The sequence below is a fragment of the Lentilactobacillus parabuchneri DSM 5707 = NBRC 107865 genome (assembly GCF_001435315.1).
GTDB lineage: Bacteria > Bacillota > Bacilli > Lactobacillales > Lactobacillaceae > Lentilactobacillus > Lentilactobacillus parabuchneri.
In genome coordinates, this window is the sequence record NZ_AZGK01000001.1 from 300,900 (window position 1) to 324,117 (window position 23,218).

The following is a 23,218-nucleotide window of genomic DNA, read 5'->3' on the forward strand; positions in this document are numbered from 1 at the left end:
AGGTCTCCTTCGTAACTTATTCAATGAATGAATCAACCGCAGTGAGATAGGGGAGCAGTGGGTTGATCCGATACGCAATCAAAAAGCCGTCTTTTTCAATGACTTTTCTTGGGATTGACTTGCGACCGCCAGTTTCCTGTTGATCCCAGTAGTCGATCAGATCGGTGGCTTTTAAAAGGTAAACTGACTGGTCGGAAATGAACTTGATGATCGCAAAGCAGATTCCCTGTTGCTTTAAACATTGTCTCATATGTTCAACCTGATGTTTATGAAAGTTTTTTAAAGGAAAAGAAGTTTTGCTTTTGGTTTCCTTTGCATCAAAGTCGATATATTTTCCCTTATAAACGCCATTGTAATCTGTCGTCGACGCCTTACGAAAATAAGCCTCTTTAATTCTGGCCGCACTTCGTTTGGGATAATCGACCGAGACAATTTGAATTGGCGTTGGCTTTTTATGGATCACCGCAATCCCATTTTTTAAGTAGTACTGATTGCTTTTATTGATCTCGTCTTCCAACGTCATTCCCCGATTGGAGAAGTCAATCGAATCGTTGTGCGTGTTTGAAGAGGCTGGTTGTTCGTAAAACTGATTTCCATTAGGGTATCTAATCGTCATGAACGGAAGCTTCCTTTTTTGTGAATAGTTATATTGTACTTCATTTAAGTAAACAATAACCACAATAATGTTATTATAGCAAGTGGAGTGTCTATTGAAAATAATTAATCGTTAGGGTGATATCATGAGCCGTTTGTGGGTAACCGGCTATCGCAGCTATGAACTCGGCATTTTTAAGGATGATGATCCAAAGCGCAAGGTGCTTGATACTGTTTTAAAGAATGAACTTGTCCAAGCGATCGTCGATGGAACCGACTGGATTATTTCTGGCGGTCAGTTGGGGATCGAACAGTGGTCGCTCGAAGTGGCACTTAGTCTAAAAGATAATTATCCGGGTGAGTTTCAAACAGCAATGATGCTGCCATTTGCGGAGTTCGGCAATAACTGGAACGAGAATAATCAAACGAAGTTGCAAACATTGAAGGCCAAGGTTGACTTTTCTGCGTCAGTGTCCGAGAAGCCGTATCAATCACCGCAACAGTTAAGAAATTACCAAGAATTCATGCTAAACCATACGGATCAGGCATTATTGATATATGATTTAGATAATCCAGGAAAATCGCAATACGATTACGATAAAATAAACAAATTTGCAGAGACCCATCCCTATCCCTATAAGCTCATTACGTTTGATGATTTACAGAGTGCAGCGGATGAATATCAGGAAAACTTGAATAATAGTTTTCAAGATGATTAATATATGATATTATTCTAATTGGTTTGTTGCAAATTAATGATGAGGTGTAACCAATAAATGGAAAACATTAATTATACTCCGAAGGATATTCTTCAAAAAGAGTTCAAACAAAAGATGCGTGGCTATGATCCCAATGATGTTGACAGCTTTTTGGATGACATCATCAAGGATTATGAAACCTTCAATAAGGAACTCCAATCCCTCAGTGATGAAAATGAACGGTTAAAAGTCCAAGTGGATGAATTGAACAAGCAGATTGCTGTATCCGGCTCCCAACCGATGCCATCAGCTGGTGTTACACCAACTCGAACAGCTCCCAGCCAACCAATGTCCAGTGCAACCAACATGGATATCTTAAAGCGTTTGTCAAATCTCGAGCGACGGGTATTCGGATCACAGCTTGATAACAATACCAATGATTCACACAGGCTTTAGGCTTGCGTAACTAATAATGGTGTAAATTCTGAGTAATTGCGGTCGTATTTTTACGGCTGAGGAAAGTCCATTCTCGCACGGGCTGAGATGCCCGTAGTGATCGTGCTCGGTGAAAAAATAAGCCGGGGGACTCTTTGTGAGTTACGGCGGATATTAAGGCTAAGGCTTTGCTATGCTTTAATTCCCTAAGGTGCCACAGTGACGAACAGTGAGGGAAACTTCACTGATGGAACGCGGTAAACCCCTCGAGCGGGAAACCCAAACTTTTGGTAGGGGAGCTTCACACACGGTAAATGAACCAAGTGTGGGGGAGAGATACTTCGGTATTTCTCAGATAGATGATTACTACTTGTTACATCGTCCTGGGATGTAAGAAGCACAAAACATGGCTTACAGGGATTTACACCAAACAGGTTGGGTGGGAGCTTGCTCCCACTTTTTTGTTACCCAGAAATATGAAATGAGATGGAATTTATGAAATATAATTTAATGGCCACTTGTGCCGCCGGAATTGAAGCCCTTGTTGGCAAAGAAATGCGTGATTTAGGTTATGAAGTTGAAGTCGAAAACGGCCGGGTCCGTTTTACCGGTACCGAAGAAGATATTATTAAAACTAATCTATGGCTTAGAACAGCTGACAGAATCAAAATTATCGTCGATGAATTTGATGCCACCACATTTGATGAGTTATTTGAACAGACAACCGCGATTGCTTGGGACAAAATGTTGCCAATGGACGCGGCCTTTCCGGTTGAAGGGCGTTCACGCAACTCTAAACTTCACAGCGTCCCTGATTCACAAGCCATTGTCAAAAAAGCGATTGTGAATGAGTTGAGCACGGCTTATCACCGTCACACACGGTTACCGGAAACTGGCGCTACTTTCCCACTAGAAGTCGCCATTAACAAGGACCACGTGATGCTGACCATGGACACAACCGGGTCGAGTCTATTCAAACGGGGCTACCGAGTCGAAAAAGGAACGGCACCATTAAAGGAAAACATGGCCGCCGCACTTGTTTTATTGACCAGTTGGTATCCTGATATGCCGTTTGTCGATCCATTCTGTGGTTCGGGTACGATTCCAATTGAAGCTGCCATGATTGGTCGTAACATTGCGCCTGGCTTTAACCGCGATTTTATTTGCGAACAATGGCCTTTCATTGACGGGGATATGGTTCAACGTGTCCGCGACGAAGCGGATTCAAAGGCTGATTACGATGTTGAACTTGATATTTCAGCAAGTGATATTGACGGCAACATGATCGAAATTTCCAAGCGCAACGCTGAAGAAGTCGGGCTGGTTGACGATATTCAGTTTAAACAATTGGCCGTAGCTGATTTCAAGACCGACAAGGTAAACGGCGTCATTGTCGGCAACCCACCATATGGACAGCGAATGAGTGATGCCGAACATGCGCACGAGCTTTATCGTCAAATGGGCAAAGTCTTCAACCCACTCACGAGCTGGTCGAAGTACTTCTTAACCTCTGATCTCGATTTTGAAAAATACTATGGTCAAAAGGCCACTAAACGACGAAAACTTTATAACGGTTCGATAAGAACGGACTATTTCCAATTTTGGGGTAAAAAAGTTCGAGATTTACGCAGTTTGAACCAATATAACGATAAATAATTCACGATTCTATGGTAAAATAAGAACGACTTGGTAGAAAGAAGTGAGTGAATGGTTAAACAAGTTGCAATCATAGGTGGCGGCATCATTGGTGCAACTGCAGCTTTTTATTTGAGTTACTTAAAGGGACATGAGTCGGTGGCAGTCACGTTGTTTGACGAAGATACCGGCCAAGCAACCAAAGCAGCCTCAGGTATCATTTCACCGTGGCTCTCAAAGCGACGAAACAAGCGCTGGTACGCTTTGGCAAAGCAGGGTGCGGAATTATACCAACAACTGGTAAACGACGCTCAGCTGTCCGCAAATGCCTATTGTCGAACCGGAACGATTGTCACCCGAAAAGACCACGCTGATTTATTAGACTTGTATCATGAGGCGGAAATTAAAGCAGCCCAGACGCCGGCAATGGGGAACGTTGAATTATTGAGTTCAGCGGAAGTCAAACGACGGATGCCAATTTTGACAAATCCGCCGGAAGGGGTCTTCGTCAGTGGTGGCGCCCGGATTGATGGCCAGCATTTTGTCGCTGAACTATTAGCCAACGCTCAGCAGGAAAATCTGGCAGTTGTTAACCAGCGGGTTTCCCTCGACGGTTCGGGTCGAGTTTTGACCGAACAAGGGCCTCGACAGTTTGATCGCATCATCGTCGCGACCGGTGCCTGGATGCACGAAACGCTGAAACCGTTGGGGCTTTCCTTAAAGGTCCGACCGCAAAAGGGCCAACTAATTGATTTGCTGGTCGATATGCCGGCATCCTGGGACAATATGCCAGTAATGATGCCTGAAAGTATGAGCGATATCATTCCATTTAATCATGGCAAACTAGTCGTTGGGGCAACCCATGAAAATGACGGCGGCTTTGATTTAACGCCTAAAGAAGCGGCCAAAAATCAGTTGTTTGAGAACGCCCAATATTTTATTGAGCAGTTATCAAAAGCCCAAATTACCGATATGCGTGTTGGTACCAGGGCTTACACAGACGACTTTTCGCCCTTCTTTGGTATTTTGCCTACGATGCCATCGATTTTAGTTGGCGGCGGGCTGGGCTCATCGGGGTTAACGACTGGGCCAATGATTGGCTATCATTTAGCGCAATCGATTCTTTCCAGCCATTTGGTTGACTGGAATCACTACACCAAACCGATTGGCACTTATATCAGTTAGCTCCGTGGAGGGCCTGCAATGCTAAAGTGTGAGCGCCCATGTTTTGGGAATCGGGAATCCATGTGTTCACAACGGTGGTGAATTTCGATTGAAGTGCTAAAAGCGTGTCAACATCATCTTCAAAGTGTTTGGCGTATTGCTTGTTTAGACTGTCAACGACAATTTTACTGTCAGTATAAAAAAAGATCAGTTCGGCCGGATTGATCTGCAGTTTGATGAGTTGTTGAAATCCAATAATCGCTGCTTTAAATTCGGCACGATGGTTGTTCATCGGTTCAATGACTTTCTTTAATTGGATTTGTTTTCCGTCATGAACAATTAACAATCCGATTGCTGTGTGGCCGGTATGTTGATTTACTGCTGCGTCACTGTATAATTTAATCAATTCAAACACACTTTCTTTAAGGAGTTTATTATGGTAACTCAAAAACGTCACTTTTTTTATCAGCCAAGTCCGTTAAGTAGCATTATTTGTTGGAGCTGGACGCTGGTCATCTTTTTTGTCGGCGTCATCATTTGGCTTGAGATTACGCATTTTCAGTGGATTACGTTATTTTTCTTCGTGCTGTTTGCGGTCGTCACTTGGGCGGAGATTCATTTTCGAAGCATCATCGTCCATGATCATCAATTAGTCGTCAGCCGGATTACCAATCCTCATTGGTTAACCGTTGATTTAGACCAAATTTCAAACGTGACCACCGCAAAGTACCAACTGGCATTTGTTGCAAACACCAAGATCTATAGTTTCATTTTACCTGCAAATTCCGTAATTGAAATAAAGGAATTGATTACCAACAAATAATTTTGTCCTGTTGTCTGTCGATTGTTATTTTAGGAGGATCATAATCATTATGAAGAGCGATGTTGAAATTTCTCAAGAAACTGTTATGGAACCAATTACCAAAATTGCCGGCAAACTCGGAATTAGCGAAGATCAGATCGAACAATACGGGCATTACAAGGCCAAAGTCAACTTTGATCCAACGACTGAAAAGCCAAACGGAAAGTTGATTTTAGTGACATCAATTAATCCAACGGCTGCCGGTGAAGGGAAGACCACCGTTACTGTTGGATTAGGCGATGCATTAAACGAATTACATAAAAAAGTGGTGTTGGCACTTCGTGAGCCTTCACTCGGACCTGTTATGGGAATGAAGGGTGGCGCGACCGGCGGCGGCTACGCTCAGGTTGTTCCGATGGACGATATCAATCTGCATTTCACCGGTGACTTTGATGCCCTGACGGAGGCCAATAACACATTGGCTGCGTTGATTGACAATCATATTCAACATGGTAACTCACTTAATATCGATCCCCGCCAAATTACTTGGAAACGGGTAATGGATGTTAACGACCGTGAATTACGGCAAGTGGTCGTTGGCTTGGGTGGCCGAACATCAGGCGTTCCCCGTCAGGATGGCTTTGATATTACCGTTGCCAGTGAACTGATGGCCATCTTGTGTCTGGCAACCAGCTTACAGGATCTCAAAAAACGAATTGGTAAAATGCTCATTGGCTATACTTACGATAGAAAGCCGGTTCTGGTTTCCGATCTGCACGTAGAGGGTGCTTTAACACTGCTGCTTAAAGATGCCATTAAGCCGAATCTGGTTCAAACCATCGAACATACGCCAGCCTTTATCCACGGTGGCCCATTTGCCAATATTGCCCATGGCTGTAACAGTATTTTGGCAACCCAAGCAGCGCTTCACTTTGGCGATTATGCGATTACTGAGGCCGGATTTGGTTCCGATCTCGGTGCTGAAAAGTTCATGGACATCGTGACGCCACGCTTGAACCAGTCTCCAGATTGTGTCGTTGTGGTGGCGACAGTGCGGGCACTGAAGTTAAATGGCGGTGCCGACAAAAAAACGCTGAACGAAGAAAACCTGGCTGCACTCAAAGCGGGCGTTGTTAACCTGAAACGACATGTTGAAGGCATGCAACGTTATGGTAAACCAGTGGTTGTTGCAATTAATAAATTTGCAAGTGATACCGACGACGAATTAACTTATTTGCAAAACTACGTTACGAATGATCTTCAAGTAACGGGGACCATTATCAATAGTTGGGCTGAAGGCGGTAAAGGGGCCATCGAACTTGCCAAGGAAGTGGTCTCCGCCTGTGATCACCCTAGCGAATTTCATTCATTATACTCAAATGAAGATTCATTAACGGATAAAATCAAGAAGATTGTCACCCAAATCTACGGTGGCAATGATATTGAACTGTCTAACAAGGCTAAGAATGCTCTGAAGCGGATTGAAAAGATGGGCTATGGTAATTTGCCGGTCTGCATGGCTAAGACTCAATATTCATTCACTGACGATGCCAAGCAACTCGGTGCTCCTGAGGACTTCAATATTCACGTTTCAGATTTACAGTTAAAATTAGGTGCTGGTTTTATCGTCGCGCTTACAGGAAAGATTCTAACCATGCCCGGCCTGCCAACTCATCCGGCTGCATTGGACATGGACATCGACGAACAAGGACGAATTACCGGCTTGTTCTAAAAGGGGATATTTGAATGCCAGTATTGTACGTAATCGGAATCATTTTGCTGATCGGGCTGGATCAGTTGGTTAAACATTGGGTTGTCGCCTCGCTTGCTTTGGGGCAATCCTTTTCAGTCGTTGACGGGATCTTATCAATTACACGAATTAACAATACGGGTGCAGCGTGGAGTATTCTTTCCGGCCATCAATTTGTTTTCGTGATTATTGCAATTCTGGCTGCAATTTTGGTCACGTACTTTATTGTGACGTACTGGTCCAATGTGCCTTACCGAATTGGATTAGGCCTGCTGTTGGCGGGAACATTGGGTAATGTGATTGATCGGATCTTTAACAATCACGTTGTCGATATGTTCCAACTGGATTTTATTAACTTCCCAATCTTTAATTGTGCCGATATGTACCTGACCTTTGGCATTTTAATTTTGGCGATCGCGATCATTCGCGAAAAGTAGGAGGCGACTACTTGTGAAAAAATATACCGTCACCGACCAAACCGGGCGGCTGGATAAAGTGATTTCCGACCTGGATACCGCCATCAGTCGCTCCCGTGCCAAATCTTTAATTGATGACGGCCGGATTCGTGTAAACGACGAGCCTGCCAAGCCAAAGTACCATGTTCAATCGGGAGATAAAATTGTGGTGGACGACGTTTTGCCGCAGCCCATCAGTTTAACTCCTGAGGATATTCCGTTGGATATCGTTTATGAAGACAACGATGTGATCGTTGTCAATAAACCACAGGGAATGGTGGTTCACCCATCACCGGGGCATCCTGACCACACGCTTGTCAACGCCCTGCTATTTCACAGCCCACTTTCGACGATTAATGGCGAATTTCGCCCTGGAATCGTCCATCGGATCGATAAGGATACATCCGGGCTATTGATGGTGGCTAAAAATGATGCGGCCCACCAATTTCTGTCACAGCAACTCAAAGAACAGAAAAGCTTACGAAAGTATGTCGCACTGGTTCATGGTAGAATTGGGGAAGATTCAGGTGTGATTAATGCACCGATTGGCCGTTCGCCAAAAGATCGTAAGAAGCAAGCGATTGTTGCTGATGGGCGTCCGGCGGTCACACATTTTGAAGTTCTCGAACGATTTGCCGATTATACCCTGGTTAGTTGCCGCTTGGAAACGGGCCGGACACACCAAATCCGGGTCCATATGAAATATATTCATCATCCAATTGTAGGCGACCCACTCTATGGTCCCCGCAAGACCATTTCTGGGCACGGACAATTTCTGCATGCCCAAGAACTGGGATTTGAGCACCCCAAAACACATGAATTGATGATTTTTTCGGCACCATTACCAAAGATATTTGAAGATACATTAAATAATTTACGAGTAAACAACGCTTTAGGATCTTGACAATCCGGCGCTGTTTTCATATTCTGAAGTGGTGTAACATTTTTATACGGGTTAAAGTACAAATGTGACTCAATTAAGGAGCTTTTACTAATGGGAAAGATAATACTAGACAAAATGGCGATGCAACGCGCCTTGACACGGATTACGTATGAAATCGTTGAAAAAAATAAGGGTGTTGAAGATTTAGTTTTGATCGGGATTAAAACCCGCGGCATTTTCTTGGCAAATCGAATTGCTGATCGGCTTCAACAGTTGGAAAATGTCTCAATTCCCGTCGGTGAGTTGGATATTACCAACTATCGTGACGATATTGAACACGATGCGATGAGCAGCGACGTTAAAATGTCGAACAACAAAATCAACTTTTCCATTGAAGGAAAGCGGGTTATTTTAGTCGACGATGTTTTATATACCGGAAGAACGGTTCGGGCGGCTTTGTCAGCTGTTATGGATCTTGGCAGACCCAAGAGTATCAATTTAGCTGTGTTGGTTGATCGTGGCCACCGAGAATTACCAATTCGGGCAGACTTTGTTGGTAAAAACATTCCAAGTTCGCAAAAAGAAAAAATTAAAGTGTACGTATCAGAGATTGATGATAAGGATGCTGTTGAACTCATCAAATAGCGCTTATTAACGAGGAGTCAGCATGACGGAAAGATATTTAATTTTAGAAGATGGATCCGCATATGCTGGAAAGGCATTTGGATCGCTTGCCACCACAACGGGTGAAATTGTGGCCAACTCAACGATGAATGGGTATCAAGAAATTATCTCCAATCAAATTTATCATAACCAAATCATTGTTTTCACCCAGTCATCTATAGGAAATACCGGACTCGACCAAAATGCGTACGAGTCCATTTTGCCGACTGCAAAAGGGGTCATTGTCCGGGAATATGAAAATCTTGCGACCGATCATTTTAAACGCATATCGTTAGACCGTTATTTAAAGCAACATAAGATTCCTGGCATCTATGATGTTGATACTCGGGAAATTCGTCATCATCTTCAACGGCGGGGCAATATGAAAGCCAGTATTGTGGATGTTGCCGATGATCATGCTTTTGACCAGCTTCATGCCACGGTGCTGACAAATCAGCAGGTGGCTCAAGTTGCCACGCCCAAGCCATTTCCCAACCCGGATGAGGGTGCAAACGTTGTTGTGGTCGATTTTGGCTTAAAGAGCGGGATTTTACGCGAATTATCCCATCGTAACTGCAACGTGACCGTCGTCCCGTGGAATTTTACCTCCGAGCAGATCCTTGATCTTGATCCGGATGGAATTGTGTTGTCAACCGGTCCTGGTTCACCCGCCAATCTGCCGCAATCTGTATTAACAATGATTACCGAAGTCCAGACTCAAGCGCCGTTATTTGCAATTGGTTTGGGCCATGAATTGTTTGCATTAGCCAATAATGCCAAAGTTTATAAATTAGCTGTTGAGCACCATGGCAGCAACCATCCGATCCGTGAAATCATTACCAACGAAATCTTTTTTTCTGGTCAAGAACAAGGTTACGCGGTTGATCCAAAATCCATCGATCATGCCAGTCTATTTATTACGCATGTCGATTTAGTTAACGGAACGGTTCAAGGTCTTCGTCACCGGGATTACCCTGCTTTTTCAGTGCAGTTTTCTCCAGATGGCGCTCCCGGGCCCAAGGACAGCGTCGGCTTGTTTGATGACTTCATGGAATTCATGTCAAGAAGGAGTGACAACAATGACGATAGATATTAAAAAAGTTCTCCTCCTCGGCGGTGGGCCGACCAATATTGGACACGAAAACGAATTGGATGCTGCTGCATTTGAGCGGTTAATGGCCCTTAAAAAAACAGGTGCCAAAATTATTTATGTTGATAACAATCCATTTTCGGTCACCAGCGAAGAAATTCAGCCAGCGAACGTCTATGTTCAAGAAGTCAATTTTCAAAATGTGATCAACATCATTGATAAAGAAAAGCCTGATGCCATTATGGCAACCCAGGGTGGCCTTAACGCGATGCAAATTGCTTGGCAGCTTGCGGAAAGCGGGATCCTTGCATCCAACAACATTTCCTTATTAGGGATTAAACCAGCTGATTTGAGAAAAGTCATTGATAATCAAAAGCTGCGAGATTTACTCACCGAAATTGATGAGAAAGTGATTGCGTCAAAGATTGTTGCCGATGACGACGAGGCGATGGATTTCGTTAGGGAAGTTGGCTTTCCGGTCATTGTTAAACCAATGTCGGCAAGTCATGATACCAGCCGTTTTATTTGTAATAATACCGATGAATTGGAAGATGCCCTTGATGTCAGCTTTAAGCGGACCTATATCAAACGGTGTTCAATTGAGCAAAGCATTGTCGGCTACAAAGAAATTGAAATGGTGGGGATTCGAGACGCTAATGGCAACAAGATTTTGATTTCCGGAATGGAAGATATGGATCCGATTGGGATTCATTCCGGCGATTCGATTATTTTTGCGCCCACGCAAACTTTAATTAACGAGGAATACCAGGCGCTTCGGACTGCAACCTTTAGAATTATGGATGCACTCAATGTCACTGGGACTTGCCATGTGCAATTTGCCCAGAGTCGAACGGATGCGAATTACTTTGTAACCAAAGTGAGTCCGTTTTTCACGCGGAATACTATTTTAGCTGCCAAGTCGACAGGCTATCCCTTAACGTACGTGTCGAGTTTTTTGGAGTTGGGGTATAATCTTACCGAAATCAAATTACCAAGCAAATACAGCAAGTTTTTAGCCTTTATGGAGCCGACTATGGACCACGTGGTCGTTAAGATCCCACTATGGCCATTTCGAGACATTACCGACGTCGATCAACATTTGAATACTTTGATGAAATCCGTGGGATCAACCATTGGGGTGGGCCGCACGGTTGAAGAAGCGATTATTAAAGCAATGCACAGTTCCCAATTTTCACCACGGGACATTTTGCCAAGTGTTTCTAAAGTCAATGATGATGACGTCATCAATCAACTGATTCATCCGTTGGCGAGTCGGATTCTGATTTTAATGGAAGCACTTCGGCGGGGATTTTCGATTGATGAATTATCTGAATTAACTCAAATTGATCGGTTCTACTTTTACAAATTAAATCAATTGCTGCGCGCTCAAGACTATGTGGTTAACAATCCGTTGTCGCCACAATCAGTTGAAATCGGGCATAAATACGGTTTTGGTGATGGTATGCTGGCCGAACTTTGGCAAGTGAATATTTCAACCATTCAGCGCATGAATCATAATGTCAAAAATCAAGTCACTTACAAAGCCATTGAACCAAGTGCTGGTGAATTCATGGAAGCAACCAATATTTTCTATAGCAGCTACGAACTCGAAAATGAAAGTAAGCCGTTTGCTGAAAAAAGTGCATTGGTGATTGGTCGTGGGGGCAATCAACTGGGCCCCAACTCAGCAGCGGATTATTATACTGCTCAGGTATTGATTTCGCTTCATAAAGCTGGTTACAAAACCATTATTATGAATACCAATCCAAACGCGGTGTCATTGACGCCCCAGTTGAGTGATAAAGAATATATCGAACCGATTCAGCTTGGAAATATTTTAAACATTGTCGATTTAGAGAAGCCGGACATTGTATTTTTGCCTGGCAACCGGCACTATTTATCTGAACAGCTCAAACAATTTGAAGATTTGAATATTGTGGTGTTGCCGCCAGACCAGAAGGTTGCTACATACAACCAAAAAAAGGCGACGACCGCCGTCGATCTCTTTATTGAAGGAGATGAAGTCTTGCCAGTTGCAACCATTTCTTTTGTTGGCAAGGATCAACGCACTGATTTGCGACTCATTAATGACTACAAAGAACCGATGGATCATTGGCAAACCGATGAGGCTGATTTAATCGCTGATGCGGTAAAAAAGGTCGATTCCAGCAAATGGCAGGGACTCGTCCAAATATTGTATAATACAACTGGTGATTCAAACTACGAGATGACCGGTATTCGGCCCGTTAGAATTACAGAAACGGCTTTTTTAACCAAGACGACTGGAATTAATTGGGTCCGTGTGTTGGTGCGAAAGTATTTGGGTATTTTGGATATGAAGTCACTTCGAGAGCAACTGACGCCAACGCAACATCAACGCTCTTCGACGATGATTGCCAAATTTCCGTTTAGAGAACTGCAGTCCCGTCAATCAGAAGGGACGACCAAACAAGAGGTTGGCTCTGCGATTTCATTTAAAAACTTTGAATCGTAACTTAAAAAACAGCGTTTTGGACAGAAGTTTCAATGTCCATAACGCTGTTTTTGTGTCAGTTTATTTCTTTAAGCTTTCAACAAGTTGCTCATCCGGTGTAATAAATAGTGTCGTCTGATTGTCATAAATCACGTAGCCGGGCTTGGTGCCGTTTGGCTTCCGGATATTTTTAACCTTGGTGTAGTCAACTTGGACTTTAGACGAATCGCGTGCCTTTGAGAAGTAAGCTGCTAAATTGGCAGCTTCGGCCAGGGTCTGTTCTGACGGATCGAAGCTGCGGATAATCACATGAGAGCCCGGGATATCTTTAGTATGCAGCCAGGTTTCGCGCTTATCGGCGGTATGCATCGTCAGCTTTTCATTCTGTAAGTTATTTTTCCCAACCAAAATCTCAGTGCCGTCACTTGAAATAAATTCTTCAGGTTTGTTGATCTTTTGGCGTTTAGCCTTTTTCTTTTTGTTTTGTTCGTGGTCTCTAAGGTAATGACCTTGTTCCAATTCATAACGAATATCGACCAAATCTTGTGGGTCAGCCAGCTCAATTTGAGATTGAATATTTTCGAAATAATCAATCTCTTGTTTGGTTAAATTGAGTTGTTCACTGACAAACTTAACTGCATTCTTAAGCTTTTGGTATTTTTTGAAATACCGCTGAGCGTTTTGTGAAGGCGATTGTTGATTGGAAAGTTGGATTTTGATCGGGCGATCTTCATCATAGTAATTGGGCAGTTCAATTGACGTCATTCCACGATCGACTCGATTGAGATAGGTCGTCAAAATTTCACCCTTGATGCGATAATCATCAGCATTTTCAGTTTCCGCCATATCGCGTTGCAACTTTTTGAGTTTTGTTCGATTTTTTTTGAGTTGTTTTTTGACAACTTGAATCAAGACAGAACCTTGTTCCCTGACGCGATCCCGTTGCGCTTTATTGGCATAAAACGCATCCAATAATTCACTTAAACTTGGATAAAATCGATTTTTGGTTGTATCTGGATAGGGAAATGCGGTAAAATTAATCTTGTTACTAGCAATATGGCTAAAGGTTGGCTTTGGATCGTCAAATTGTTTAAAGAAATCCTGGAAATTAACGGCCACTTTTCCGTCTCGATGCAAGAAACTTGCTAGTGCCAAGGATGTGTCATTACCGAGTCCTTGGAGACTTTTCCTTAGATTGCCTGCCAGAACATCAATATTCGGAAAATCTTTGACCAGCTGTTCAATATCTGCAAAGTCCGTTTTGACAAACGGATCTTGTAAATCCTGTTTTGGCGGGTTAATGTAGGTTGCACCGGGTAGCAATAACCGGTATCGGTTCACGTCTGAGCCGACGTGTTTGACGGCATCAATAATCTTTCGATCCGCTTGGTTGACCAAAATAATATTACTATGTCGAGCCATGATTTCGATAATCAGATCCAACTTGGTTTGATCCCCCAGCTCATTTCTGGCAGTAAAGGTAAACGTCATTACCCGATCGTTATTTTGTTGCTTAATATCGGTCAGGATTCCGCCGCTTAAATGCTTTCGCATAATCATGGTGAAGTTTGTCGGCACACTCGGATTTACATATGGTACCTTGGTGATTTGAACCCGGGCATAAGTTGGATTGGCTGATAATAGTAATTGGTGACTTTTCCCATGAGCGCGGATCGTTAGGATCAGCTCATTAGGATAAGGTTGATTAATTTTACTAATTCTGCCAGTTTGCAGAAGATTAGTTAATTCGTTTTTCATAGAATGGGTAAAAGAACCATCAAATGACATCTTATCACTCACTTTCGTATAAGTAGCATGTACTAGTATAGCGCATTTTACCCACTCATGCGAAGGAAGACACATGTTATTTGTAAGTAATTATCAAATAGCGTATACTATTTTTTCGGAGGTCTTTTCATTATGAAGGATATTCTTGTGGCGCTTAACTCCGCCGCCAAAAATCATCGAACGCAGCTTTTTAGTATTACAAAGGCGACGGGGCTGACAATCTCGGAGTGGAAATTGCTCACTCAAGTGATTGCTGGCAATACGACGCAAGAAGTATTATCAGAAACTACCAAATTAGATATTTCCACATTATCACGTCAGTTAAAACGGCTGGTTGAAAAACAAATGATTGAAAAGACCGCAGTTGGCAAGGATAAGCGTCAGTTAATATACAAAGTTACGGACAAGGGTGTTAAAGCCAGTGAATACGTCCAAACTGAAATTGATCAACTAACCGAACGCGTTTTTAATCACTGGACAGATGAAGAAAAGAATTTGCTCAAGATTTTGATTAACCGACTGGAAAAAAGTTTGGGTAGAATTTAATTACAAGCAGGTGAACTGAATGAAAATTGCGATCGTGACTGATAGCACGGCGTATTTAACAAAAGAAGAAACGGACAAGTACAACATTACCGTTGTACCCATTCCGGTGATTATTGACGGTCGTGAATATAATGAGGGCATCGATCTGACCACAACCGAATTTTATGATAAATTAAAAAATTCTCAGGCTTTCCCAAGTACTTCCCAACCGCCAATTGGTGAGATGATTGACCTATACAACTCCTTGGCAGATAAGGGATATGACACGGTTATCAGTATTCATCTGGCAAGTACAATTTCCGGCTTTTATAATTCATTAACACAAATTGCACCTTCCATTGATAAAATTAAGGTGATTCCCTATGATTCAAAAATTACGGTCAAATTAATGGGATACATGGCGATTCAGGCCAGTAAAATGGCGGCGCTCGGTCGGACCCCAGAACAGATTCTTACATATCTGGACGGCTTAAGAGCGACGATTGATGAACTTTTTGTGGTTGATGATTTACAAAATTTGGTAAGAGGCGGCCGGCTTTCCAACGCTTCTGCGTTCATTGGCGGCATCTTAAAAATCAAGCCATTATTGACCTTCGATGATAAGAGCAATGAAATTGTTGCCTTTGAAAAGATCAGGTCTCGCAAGAAGGCTCTCAAACGCGTCGAAGAACTGTTTGCTGCCGCACGGGAAAAAGCCGATTATCCACTTCGAGCACTGGTCATTAATGCCAATGATCCAAAAGCCGGTAACGAGTGGGCAGCCAAAATTCACGAACTGTATCCAGACATGAAAATTGAGCAAAGTTATTTCGGTCCGGTCATTGGAACCCACTTGGGAGACAAGGCTTTAGCACTCGCATGGCTTCGTGATTTTGATCAGGATAATTTATAAAGATGAACAATTTTCTAATGCAATCACTAAACGTTCGGTAAAATCCGAACTAAGCGATTGCTTTTTTTAGTTCGTGTGGTAAACTTTAATAGTTACATAAAATAAATATGGGGTAGGAATCAGCGCGTTAAGTGTCGAAGGAACGGAATGTGAACTTCGAACGAAAGGTGTTCGGCTACGACTTGTCGGATACTTGCGGTGCTGGTTGCGCATTCGCTATATTATTTAGATTTCTAAATAATGGTGAGCTCCTTTTAAGGAGATGCTGCATCATGAAGTCATTATCATTGGGTTTCCGCAAGTTGCGGGTTGTTGACATTGTTGTTTTAGGCATTTTTATGTCTCTACTGCTGGTTCTCAATCGGTTTACGGTTGGGGTTCAAGCGTGGCGGCTGAGCTTTGGGTTCGTCGTTGTTGCTTTTGCAAGTCTGCTTTACGGGCCACTTTGGTCTGCATCCATTGCGGCAGTTGTTGACGTGATTGGTACCATGGTTTCAGGAAGCGTCTATTTCCCGGGATTTACTATTTCGGCGATCTTAGGAGCTGCTATCTATGGCTACTTTTTCTATGGTCACACGGTCACTTGGCGGCGGGTAATTATTGCCCAATTACTAATTGCAGTGGTTGTCAATGCGTTATTGAATACCTATTGGTTGACGATTCTCTATCAGACACCATTTTGGCAGTACTTACCGGTTAGAATTATTAAAGAAATCGTCATGACCCCAATTCAGATGGCCATTATTTACTATAGTTTAAATTCTCAGACGTTAAAAAATATCCAAACGCGTTTATTTAAATAGTCATTATTGCGACACACTGGGCAACTTTGTTGTTCGGCGGGCCGCTTTTTGTCGTCATTTTGAAAGGAGATTTTGCTGATGTATGTCATTCGATTGAATAATATGCGCTTTCATAGTCACATTGGCGTCTTGCAGGAAGAAAAAGTTGTCGGTCAAAATATTGCGATTGATCTCGAAACAACCATCGATGCTGTCCCGCACGATGACCAACTCGACTCAACCGTTTCTTACGCCGATTTTTATCCGGTGATTGCCGAAATCATCCGAAGCAATCGCGTCGATCTCGTTGAAACATTGGCCCAGATGATTATCAAGAAAATTACAGCGGTTGACAACCGAATTTCGGCGGTCAAAGTTCGGATTCAAAAACAGGCAACGCCAATTGACGGTGTCTTTGATAACGTTGAAATCGAAATGGAGGGTTAATATGGACGAAGTTTATTTAAGCTTAGGGAGTAACATCGGTAATCGACAAGCATTTTTGGAACAAGCAATTCACGGGCTTGGAAACGATCCTCAAATTCTAATTGAAAAACAGGCTGATTTTTATGAAACCTCACCGGTTGGTGGCGTCAAACAACGGGCATTTATTAATACCGCCGTTAAGATTGGAACTACTTATTCTCCGGAAGCTTTACTCGAAGTGATCCATCAAATTGAAAGTGGCCTTCATCGTACTCGGAAGATTCATTGGGGACCCCGAACCGTTGATATTGATATTATCTTTTTTGGGAATCAAAAGATTCAGACAGCAAATTTGTCTGTGCCGCATCCCGAAGCTTTTAAGCGGCTATTCGTACTGGTTCCGATTTTGGAACTGGTCGACGAGCACTTTTCTCAATATGAACAAATCAAACAGGCGGTTGAGTCACTCAAGAATCAGGACCAGACAATCCAGAAAGTAAACCCCGCAAATGATTTTGCCACCGAGGTTAAAACCAATGTGACCCACATCTTATCTGCCATAGGTGATGATCCCAACCGCAAGGGTCTGATTGAAACGCCTGATCGAGTTGCCCGAATGTACGCGGACATATTTGATTCTATCGGAATTGAGGATTTTCAAGATTACAAATTATTTGACTCACCTGAATCAAATGACTCAAAAACGATTATGGTTAAAGAAATTCCGTTTTACTCAATGTGCGAGCACCACATGATGCCATTTTGGGGGAAGGTCAGTGTCGCGTATTTACCAGATAACGGCAAAATTATCGGTCTTAGCAAAATCCCAAGGTTAGTGGATTTTGTATCACACAAGTTAAGTTTACAAGAAAAGATAACCGATGATGTTTTAGATCAGATGGAAAAAATCCTTCATCCCAAAGGAGTAGGCGTGGTGGTTGATGCCCGCCACATGTGTATTGAAATGCGTGGTGTCAAAAAGACCGGAACAGTCACTCGGACGACTAAATTTTCCGGTGTTTTCCAGCAAAATGACGAGTTACGAAGCGAATTTTTGAATTCAATTCAGGTAGGCCAAATATGACAAAAGATTTAACAGAAACCTTTACTGGATTTTTGTATGACCAGGGAGATCGAATTGGGTTACTGAAGCAGGTGTTGGCGACTCTAGGCAACCCTGATACTGATTTTTCAATCATTCACGTTTGCGGCACCAACGGTAAGGGCTCCACATCATTGATGATTGCGGCCATTTTGCAACAAATGGGGTATCGAGTTGGGCTGTTCACCAGTCCGTTTATTGGTGACGTCACTAACAGTGTTCAAGTGAATCAAAAGCCAATTTCTCAGCGTCGGTTGACGACTTATTTTGATTCGCTTAAACAAACGATGGCAACGGCAACCTTTAACCAGCAGCAATTATCCGAATTTGAAGCACTCTTTGTGGCAGCGATGATGGCTTTTTCTGATGAGAAGGTTGATTACGTTGTTTTGGAGTGCGGGCTCGGCGGTGAGTTGGATGCGACCAACGCCGTCAAAACGACCATGTATTCCATTTTTACCAAAATTGGCATGGATCATGTCGGCATTTTGGGTGATACGATCGAACAAATTGCCACAACTAAATCAAAAATTATTCGTCCCCATAACACGACAATTTCAGCTCCCAACCAACGGCCCGAAGCCTTACAAATTATTAAAAAGGAAGCGGAACAAAAAGCGGCCAATTTCTTTGATGCAAATGATCTGACCATCACGTTTGAACCAAAAGCATCGACGGTGGCTTATCAGCTTGGTCAAAATCAAGGCCAATTTACGTTCAGGCTTCAGGGGGCCTATCAGCTGGAGAATGTTCGAACAGTCGTGAGGTGGTTACTCAGTTTTGCGGGTGATCGGCCAACGATCGAGCTTGATCGATTGCTGTCTCAGTCGTTAGGCAAGCTGAATATCCCGGGGCGGTTTGAACTCATTTCCGATCAACCGCGACTTATCCTGGACGGTGCCCACAATGTCGATGCCATTACAGCGTTTGTCCAAACCGTGAATCAGCAATTCCAGTCTCAACAGAAGCTGATCATTACCGGATTTCTGGCCGATAAAGATTATGCTGACAACATTAAATTACTGAGTCAAATTCCGAATGCTGCGTTTCGGCTGACAACCCCTGATAATGAGCAGCGACAGCTTGATCCGGTGATTTTACAGAAATTATTAGCGACTCAAACGGGTGTTACTTACCCAGTCATTGCCGATCCAATTCAGGCGTTGAAAGCAGCAGTTAAAGAAGCAGCTTCTCAACCTGATACGGTGATCTTTGTCGTGGGGTCGTTTTATCTTTTGAATCCAATTCGAACATTTATTTTAGAGAATAGGAGTGATTTTCATGTCCCGAACACAACCGCTTCACTTTAAAGGCGCTCATTTTGATTTTGACATTTCCAAAGACCCAATCATCTATTCGATTTTGAATTTAACACCGGATTCATTTTACGATGGTGGTGTGAATACTGGAATTGACCAAGTGCTTCACCGAATCGAAACCGAACTAACATATGGCGCCAAAATTTTTGAACTTGGCGGTAAATCATCCAAGCCACACTTCGATGATATTTCTGCCGATGAGGAATGGAATCGGGTGGCGCCATATCTTAAAGCAATCCAGGAGCGCTTCCCCAAAGCGGTTTTAGCGATTGACTCAAACACCGATGAAGTGATTGAACGGGCACTTCAGTCTGGCATCCAGATTATTAACGATATTGATGGTTTCAATTCTCAAACAAAACTTGATTTGGTTGGAAAGTATAAGCCATCGGTTGTCACCATGTTTAATGGCCGAAACTTTGACGAGCAACCGCAAACACTCGAAGACACAATGACGTCATTTTTTACCGATTCAATTCAACGATTAGAAGAGCAGGGGCTAGACCGAGAAAATATCGTCATTGATCCCGGCGTTGGCTTTTCCAATCAAAACACGCTTGAGTTTGACTTAATCAAAATGCGGGCGACAAAACAGCTTCGACAGTTTAACGCGCCGATTATGATTGCTATTTCTCAAAAAAGCTTTGCAAAACGATTATTCGATGCCGGTCCGGATGAACGACTGATCCCAACTTTATTGTTTGAGGCCTACATGACGCAATTGGGCGGTAGAATTATCCGTGTGCATAACGTTAAGGAAACTCAGGAACTGGTGAAGACTTATCAACTATTTCAAGACATTTTGAACTAAGGATTAAGCAATCATGAAATTAATGACGCAATTAACACAAGAAATCAAACAACTTGAAAAAGCTGACTATTGTTGGCTATCTGCCACAAAGTTAGCGACTATCCAACAACTCATGATTACACATCCTGATGGGCTACGTGATCGCAAATCAGCGCTTCATTTATCAGCCAGTGCGATGGTTTTCGATCGGTTCAAAGGAATTTTTATTCGTCATCCATACTTGCACACGATTTTGTTGCCGGCAGGCCATGTCGAACCTGGCGAGCTGCCAATTGTCTGTGCCGTGCGTGAGTTTCATGAAGAAACTGGACTCATGGTTCAAGCAGGCACCGGGCAGTTAATTGATGTCAATTTGATCCAGATTCCCGCAAATCCGATTAAGCATGAGGGACAGCATCAACATGTTGATTTCCGCTATTATTTTATGTTGGAATCTCAATTACAAAATTCAGCAGAACTGCCAGTATTTCGACTTGAGCAAAAACGAGCTCCGGAGGAATTCCAAGCGTATTTTGATTTGAAATTAAACTCATAATAATTTCGAATTAACAAGATGACGCAACAGGAGATAACAAGAAGCGGGGGGCTCTCAAAAGACGTTAGCTTGTTAATTCATTTTCTACTTTACATAATATATATTATACGAAGTAGTCAAAAAACGAAAAAATCGATTGGAGATAAAGCTGCCACATTCATTTAATGGCAGTTATCGTCCAATCGTTTTTTGTTTGATGACGTGGATAACCAACTTACCCAGCAGCTTGCTCAAAATTATTTTCCGGTTGAGCTTGGGCACTCGCTTGATGATTATCCACTTTGACTTTTAAAACGTGTCTCTGAATGCGTTTCTCAAGCGGTGGTAATTTCATATAATCACCGTACAACCTGGTCAGATACGCATCATAATCTTTTAGAATTGGCACCTGCAAATTTTCAAACGGCACGGTAATTACCTGATTGAGTTCGTGTGGTTTGATGATTTCTTTGCCATATGCATATGGTGATGACATATTGGCTAATGTTAATTCTGGATGACCGTTATATTTGGTCATTAGATTGAATCGACTATTGTACAAATCAGTTAACGTCAAATGCGAATACTTGGAATCAATGACTTGGCCACGATACTGTTCCGGATAAAAGCGTTTTCTGATTTCGTTAAGAATAGCAGTTAACTGCTGTTGCTGAGACTGCTGCAGGTTGCGTTTATTCGGCATCCGGTCAAACGGAAACACGTCAATAAAAATCCCATTGCGCACTTTGGCTTCTTCACGGCCGTGTTCCAAAATTCGCGTTCCGTCGGCCATGACTTTGGCAAAATCATATTCGAATTGCGGATCAAGCCGGTTTTCTTCAACAAAATAGCCCGTTGACTGCAACTCAGCTGGTGCAACCTGCAGGAATTTTTCGAAATCCGTGCGCGACAATCCAATATCAATGTCGTCGTCCCACGGAATAAAACCATGATGACGGATAGCACCGATTGCGGAGCCTCCAGTCAAGAAGAATTGTAGATGATGTTTTGCGGCTACTGAAGCGACATTTGCTAAGATACCTAATTGAACTTTATGAATCAATTTCAGATCAACCATTCTAGAAGCCCCCCCTTAATTTTGTCGGTTGAGATATTGACATCGCCTTATGTTGATTAATACGATTAACTTATTATTCTAAACATTGTACCTGCTAGGTCAAAGATATTGCCTGAATATGCTATAATTAACTTAATAAAATACAGATTTTATTAAGTTACACTTATTTTAAAAACAGCCCCACCAAAATTCAAGTATTTTATCGATTAATTTAATTAAGGAGTTTAACATGAATCACGATCAATATTTACATCATAATCAGGAAATGCTGACCAAGATGCCTGATTATATCAACGAATACTATCTTGATAAGTCAACCGTACCGCTGTCCCCCGCGACTTTGTACCAATACCTAAACGAATTTCATCGCTTTTTTACCTGGATGATTGATGCTAATATCACCTCAGTCAATCAGACTAAAGATGTCCCGCTTTCAACGCTTGAACACTTCAAAAAACAAGACATGGAGCTTTACAAATCGTACTTATTGAATCGCGGTAAGCAAACGGCAGCCAACCCTCAAGGAACCATCTCTCACAGAACCGTTAACCGGTCTCTGAACGCACTTTCAGCGCTCTTTAGGTATCTGACTGAGGAAACTGAAAACGCCGATGGTGAGCCTTATTTCTACCGAAACGTGATGAAGAAAATCGCCTTGGTTCCCGATAACGAAACTTATCAAACTCGGGCAAATAACATTAAAGATCAATTAATGCTGGGAAATGTTGACGTTCAATTTCTCGATTTTATTCAAAATACCTATCCAACAACCATCAAAAATCCGCAAACACTGCACCGATATCAACGGGACCGGGAACGTGATACGGCAATTAATGCATTGATGTTTGGAACCGGCATCCGAGTTTCTGAACTTGCCAACGCGAACGTCTCAGATTTGAACTTGAAAAAAGCGACAATCTCTGTCCGTCGTAAAGGCGGCAAACGTGACTTGGTGCCGATCGCCGGTTGGGTGCTCCCCTATATTCAAGCTTACTTGGAGATCAGAAAAGATCGTTACCTGGCCACAAAAGACACCCCTGCCCTCTTTTTGACGAAAGGGGCAAAGGTGCCAAGGCGGATTTCAACTGCCACCGTTGAGCTATTAGTCGGAAAATATTCGCAGGCGTTTAATCATGTGCGAATTACACCACATAAGTTAAGGCACACACTGGCTTCCAAATTATATTTGGAGACTAATAATGAACATCTGGTCGCAACCCAACTTGGCCAAAGTTCAACGAATGCCACTGGGTTGTATACACACATCATTGACACAAAGCAGCGGCGCGCCCTTGATGGGTTGCATAAAACGAAGTGA

24 protein-coding genes, 1 other RNA gene and 1 riboswitch are annotated in these 23,218 nt (G+C 42.7%); of the genes, 21 read left to right on the forward strand and 4 right to left on the reverse strand.

Annotation, left to right across the window (positions count from 1 at the left end):
• Positions 1-16: 16 nt before the first annotated feature.
• Positions 17-616, reverse strand: a complete 600-nt coding sequence (gene recU, locus FC51_RS01540; protein WP_057909142.1) for a Holliday junction resolvase RecU — start codon at positions 614-616, stop codon at positions 17-19.
• Positions 617-740: 124 nt separating this feature from the next.
• On the opposite strand from recU, the gene FC51_RS01545 reads away from it, so the two are divergent.
• The 5 genes from FC51_RS01545 to FC51_RS01560 all read left to right on the forward strand — a co-directional run bounded on the left by FC51_RS01545 (position 741) and on the right by FC51_RS01560 (position 4,547).
• A complete protein-coding gene (locus FC51_RS01545) occupies positions 741-1,313 on the forward strand; it encodes an SLOG family protein (RefSeq protein WP_057909141.1) in 573 nt (190 codons plus the stop codon).
• A 57-nt stretch (positions 1,314-1,370) separates the two neighbouring features.
• Positions 1,371-1,748 (forward strand): cell division regulator GpsB, encoded by a 378-nt coding sequence (gpsB, locus tag FC51_RS01550; RefSeq protein ID WP_057909140.1) that lies wholly within the window; start codon positions 1,371-1,373, stop codon positions 1,746-1,748.
• Between the two features lie 24 nt (positions 1,749-1,772).
• An RNA gene (gene rnpB / locus FC51_RS12055) (RNase P RNA component class B) lies at positions 1,773-2,146 on the forward strand.
• A 76-nt stretch (positions 2,147-2,222) separates the two neighbouring features.
• A complete protein-coding gene (locus FC51_RS01555) occupies positions 2,223-3,383 on the forward strand; it encodes a THUMP domain-containing class I SAM-dependent RNA methyltransferase (protein ID WP_081037506.1) in 1,161 nt (386 codons plus the stop codon).
• A gap of 51 nt (positions 3,384-3,434) precedes the next feature.
• Complete coding sequence (locus tag FC51_RS01560; protein ID WP_057909138.1) at positions 3,435-4,547, forward strand: NAD(P)/FAD-dependent oxidoreductase; 1,113 nt, start codon at positions 3,435-3,437, stop codon at positions 4,545-4,547.
• Here the strand turns inward: FC51_RS01560 and FC51_RS01565 are convergent.
• On the reverse strand, positions 4,540-4,932 hold the full coding sequence (locus FC51_RS01565; RefSeq protein WP_057909370.1) for a ribonuclease HI family protein: 393 nt from the start codon (positions 4,930-4,932) through the stop codon (positions 4,540-4,542). The two genes, FC51_RS01560 and FC51_RS01565, sit on opposite strands and share 8 nt — an antisense overlap.
• Before the next feature lie 30 nt (positions 4,933-4,962).
• On the opposite strand from FC51_RS01565, the gene FC51_RS01570 reads away from it, so the two are divergent.
• From FC51_RS01570 to FC51_RS01600, 7 genes are all read left to right on the forward strand, one after another.
• On the forward strand, positions 4,963-5,349 hold the full coding sequence (locus tag FC51_RS01570) for an EbsA family protein (protein ID WP_057909137.1): 387 nt from the start codon (positions 4,963-4,965) through the stop codon (positions 5,347-5,349).
• A 49-nt stretch (positions 5,350-5,398) separates the two neighbouring features.
• On the forward strand, positions 5,399-7,060 hold the full coding sequence (locus FC51_RS01575; RefSeq protein ID WP_057909136.1) for a formate--tetrahydrofolate ligase: 1,662 nt from the start codon (positions 5,399-5,401) through the stop codon (positions 7,058-7,060).
• Positions 7,061-7,074: 14 nt separating this feature from the next.
• Entirely contained in the window at positions 7,075-7,515 is a 441-nt protein-coding gene (gene lspA, locus FC51_RS01580) for a signal peptidase II (protein ID WP_057909135.1), read from the forward strand.
• Between the two features lie 13 nt (positions 7,516-7,528).
• Complete coding sequence (locus tag FC51_RS01585; RefSeq protein ID WP_057909134.1) at positions 7,529-8,437, forward strand: RluA family pseudouridine synthase; 909 nt, start codon at positions 7,529-7,531, stop codon at positions 8,435-8,437.
• Between the two features lie 90 nt (positions 8,438-8,527).
• A complete protein-coding gene (gene pyrR, locus FC51_RS01590; RefSeq protein ID WP_013727896.1) occupies positions 8,528-9,061 on the forward strand; it encodes a bifunctional pyr operon transcriptional regulator/uracil phosphoribosyltransferase PyrR in 534 nt (177 codons plus the stop codon).
• A gap of 22 nt (positions 9,062-9,083) precedes the next feature.
• Complete coding sequence (locus tag FC51_RS01595) at positions 9,084-10,175, forward strand: carbamoyl phosphate synthase small subunit (protein ID WP_057909133.1); 1,092 nt, start codon at positions 9,084-9,086, stop codon at positions 10,173-10,175.
• The gene (locus FC51_RS01600) at positions 10,159-12,663 is read left to right on the forward strand and encodes a carbamoyl phosphate synthase preATP-grasp domain-containing protein (protein WP_057909132.1); all 2,505 of its coding nucleotides are present in this window, start codon (positions 10,159-10,161) and stop codon (positions 12,661-12,663) included. Before FC51_RS01595 ends, FC51_RS01600 begins: the two co-directional genes overlap by 17 nt.
• Positions 12,664-12,723: 60 nt before the next feature.
• Here the strand turns inward: FC51_RS01600 and FC51_RS01605 are convergent, their stop codons facing one another.
• On the reverse strand, positions 12,724-14,430 hold the full coding sequence (locus FC51_RS01605) for an NFACT RNA binding domain-containing protein (RefSeq protein ID WP_057909131.1): 1,707 nt from the start codon (positions 14,428-14,430) through the stop codon (positions 12,724-12,726).
• Between the two features lie 132 nt (positions 14,431-14,562).
• Here FC51_RS01605 and FC51_RS01610 point away from each other — a divergent pair, with 132 nt between their 5' ends.
• The 8 genes from FC51_RS01610 to FC51_RS01645 all read left to right on the forward strand — a co-directional run bounded on the left by FC51_RS01610 (position 14,563) and on the right by FC51_RS01645 (position 20,843).
• Positions 14,563-14,976, forward strand: a complete 414-nt coding sequence (locus FC51_RS01610) for a MarR family winged helix-turn-helix transcriptional regulator (RefSeq protein ID WP_057909130.1) — start codon at positions 14,563-14,565, stop codon at positions 14,974-14,976.
• 19 nt (positions 14,977-14,995) lie between these two features.
• Positions 14,996-15,868, forward strand: coding sequence for a DegV family protein (locus FC51_RS01615; RefSeq protein ID WP_057909129.1), 873 nt, complete (start codon positions 14,996-14,998; stop codon positions 15,866-15,868).
• A 106-nt stretch (positions 15,869-15,974) separates the two neighbouring features.
• Positions 15,975-16,089, forward strand: a riboswitch (THF riboswitch).
• 51 nt (positions 16,090-16,140) lie between these two features.
• Entirely contained in the window at positions 16,141-16,671 is a 531-nt protein-coding gene (locus FC51_RS01620) for a folate family ECF transporter S component (protein ID WP_057909128.1), read from the forward strand.
• A gap of 78 nt (positions 16,672-16,749) precedes the next feature.
• Positions 16,750-17,097, forward strand: coding sequence for a dihydroneopterin aldolase (folB, locus tag FC51_RS01625; protein ID WP_057909127.1), 348 nt, complete (start codon positions 16,750-16,752; stop codon positions 17,095-17,097).
• A 1-nt stretch (position 17,098) separates the two neighbouring features.
• On the forward strand, positions 17,099-18,160 hold the full coding sequence (gene folE / locus FC51_RS01630) for a GTP cyclohydrolase I FolE (protein WP_057909126.1): 1,062 nt from the start codon (positions 17,099-17,101) through the stop codon (positions 18,158-18,160).
• A complete protein-coding gene (locus FC51_RS01635; protein WP_057909125.1) occupies positions 18,157-19,488 on the forward strand; it encodes a bifunctional folylpolyglutamate synthase/dihydrofolate synthase in 1,332 nt (443 codons plus the stop codon). Before folE ends, FC51_RS01635 begins: the two co-directional genes overlap by 4 nt.
• Entirely contained in the window at positions 19,460-20,308 is an 849-nt protein-coding gene (gene folP / locus FC51_RS01640; RefSeq protein ID WP_057909124.1) for a dihydropteroate synthase, read from the forward strand. Before FC51_RS01635 ends, folP begins: the two co-directional genes overlap by 29 nt.
• Positions 20,309-20,321: 13 nt before the next feature.
• On the forward strand, positions 20,322-20,843 hold the full coding sequence (locus tag FC51_RS01645) for an NUDIX domain-containing protein (RefSeq protein ID WP_138491127.1): 522 nt from the start codon (positions 20,322-20,324) through the stop codon (positions 20,841-20,843).
• A gap of 214 nt (positions 20,844-21,057) precedes the next feature.
• Here the strand turns inward: FC51_RS01645 and FC51_RS01650 are convergent, their stop codons facing one another.
• Positions 21,058-21,900, reverse strand: a complete 843-nt coding sequence (locus tag FC51_RS01650; RefSeq protein ID WP_057909123.1) for a LicD family protein — start codon at positions 21,898-21,900, stop codon at positions 21,058-21,060.
• Between the two features lie 229 nt (positions 21,901-22,129).
• On the opposite strand from FC51_RS01650, the gene xerS reads away from it, so the two are divergent.
• Positions 22,130-23,218 (forward strand): tyrosine recombinase XerS, encoded by a 1,089-nt coding sequence (xerS, locus tag FC51_RS01655; RefSeq protein ID WP_057909122.1) that lies wholly within the window; start codon positions 22,130-22,132, stop codon positions 23,216-23,218.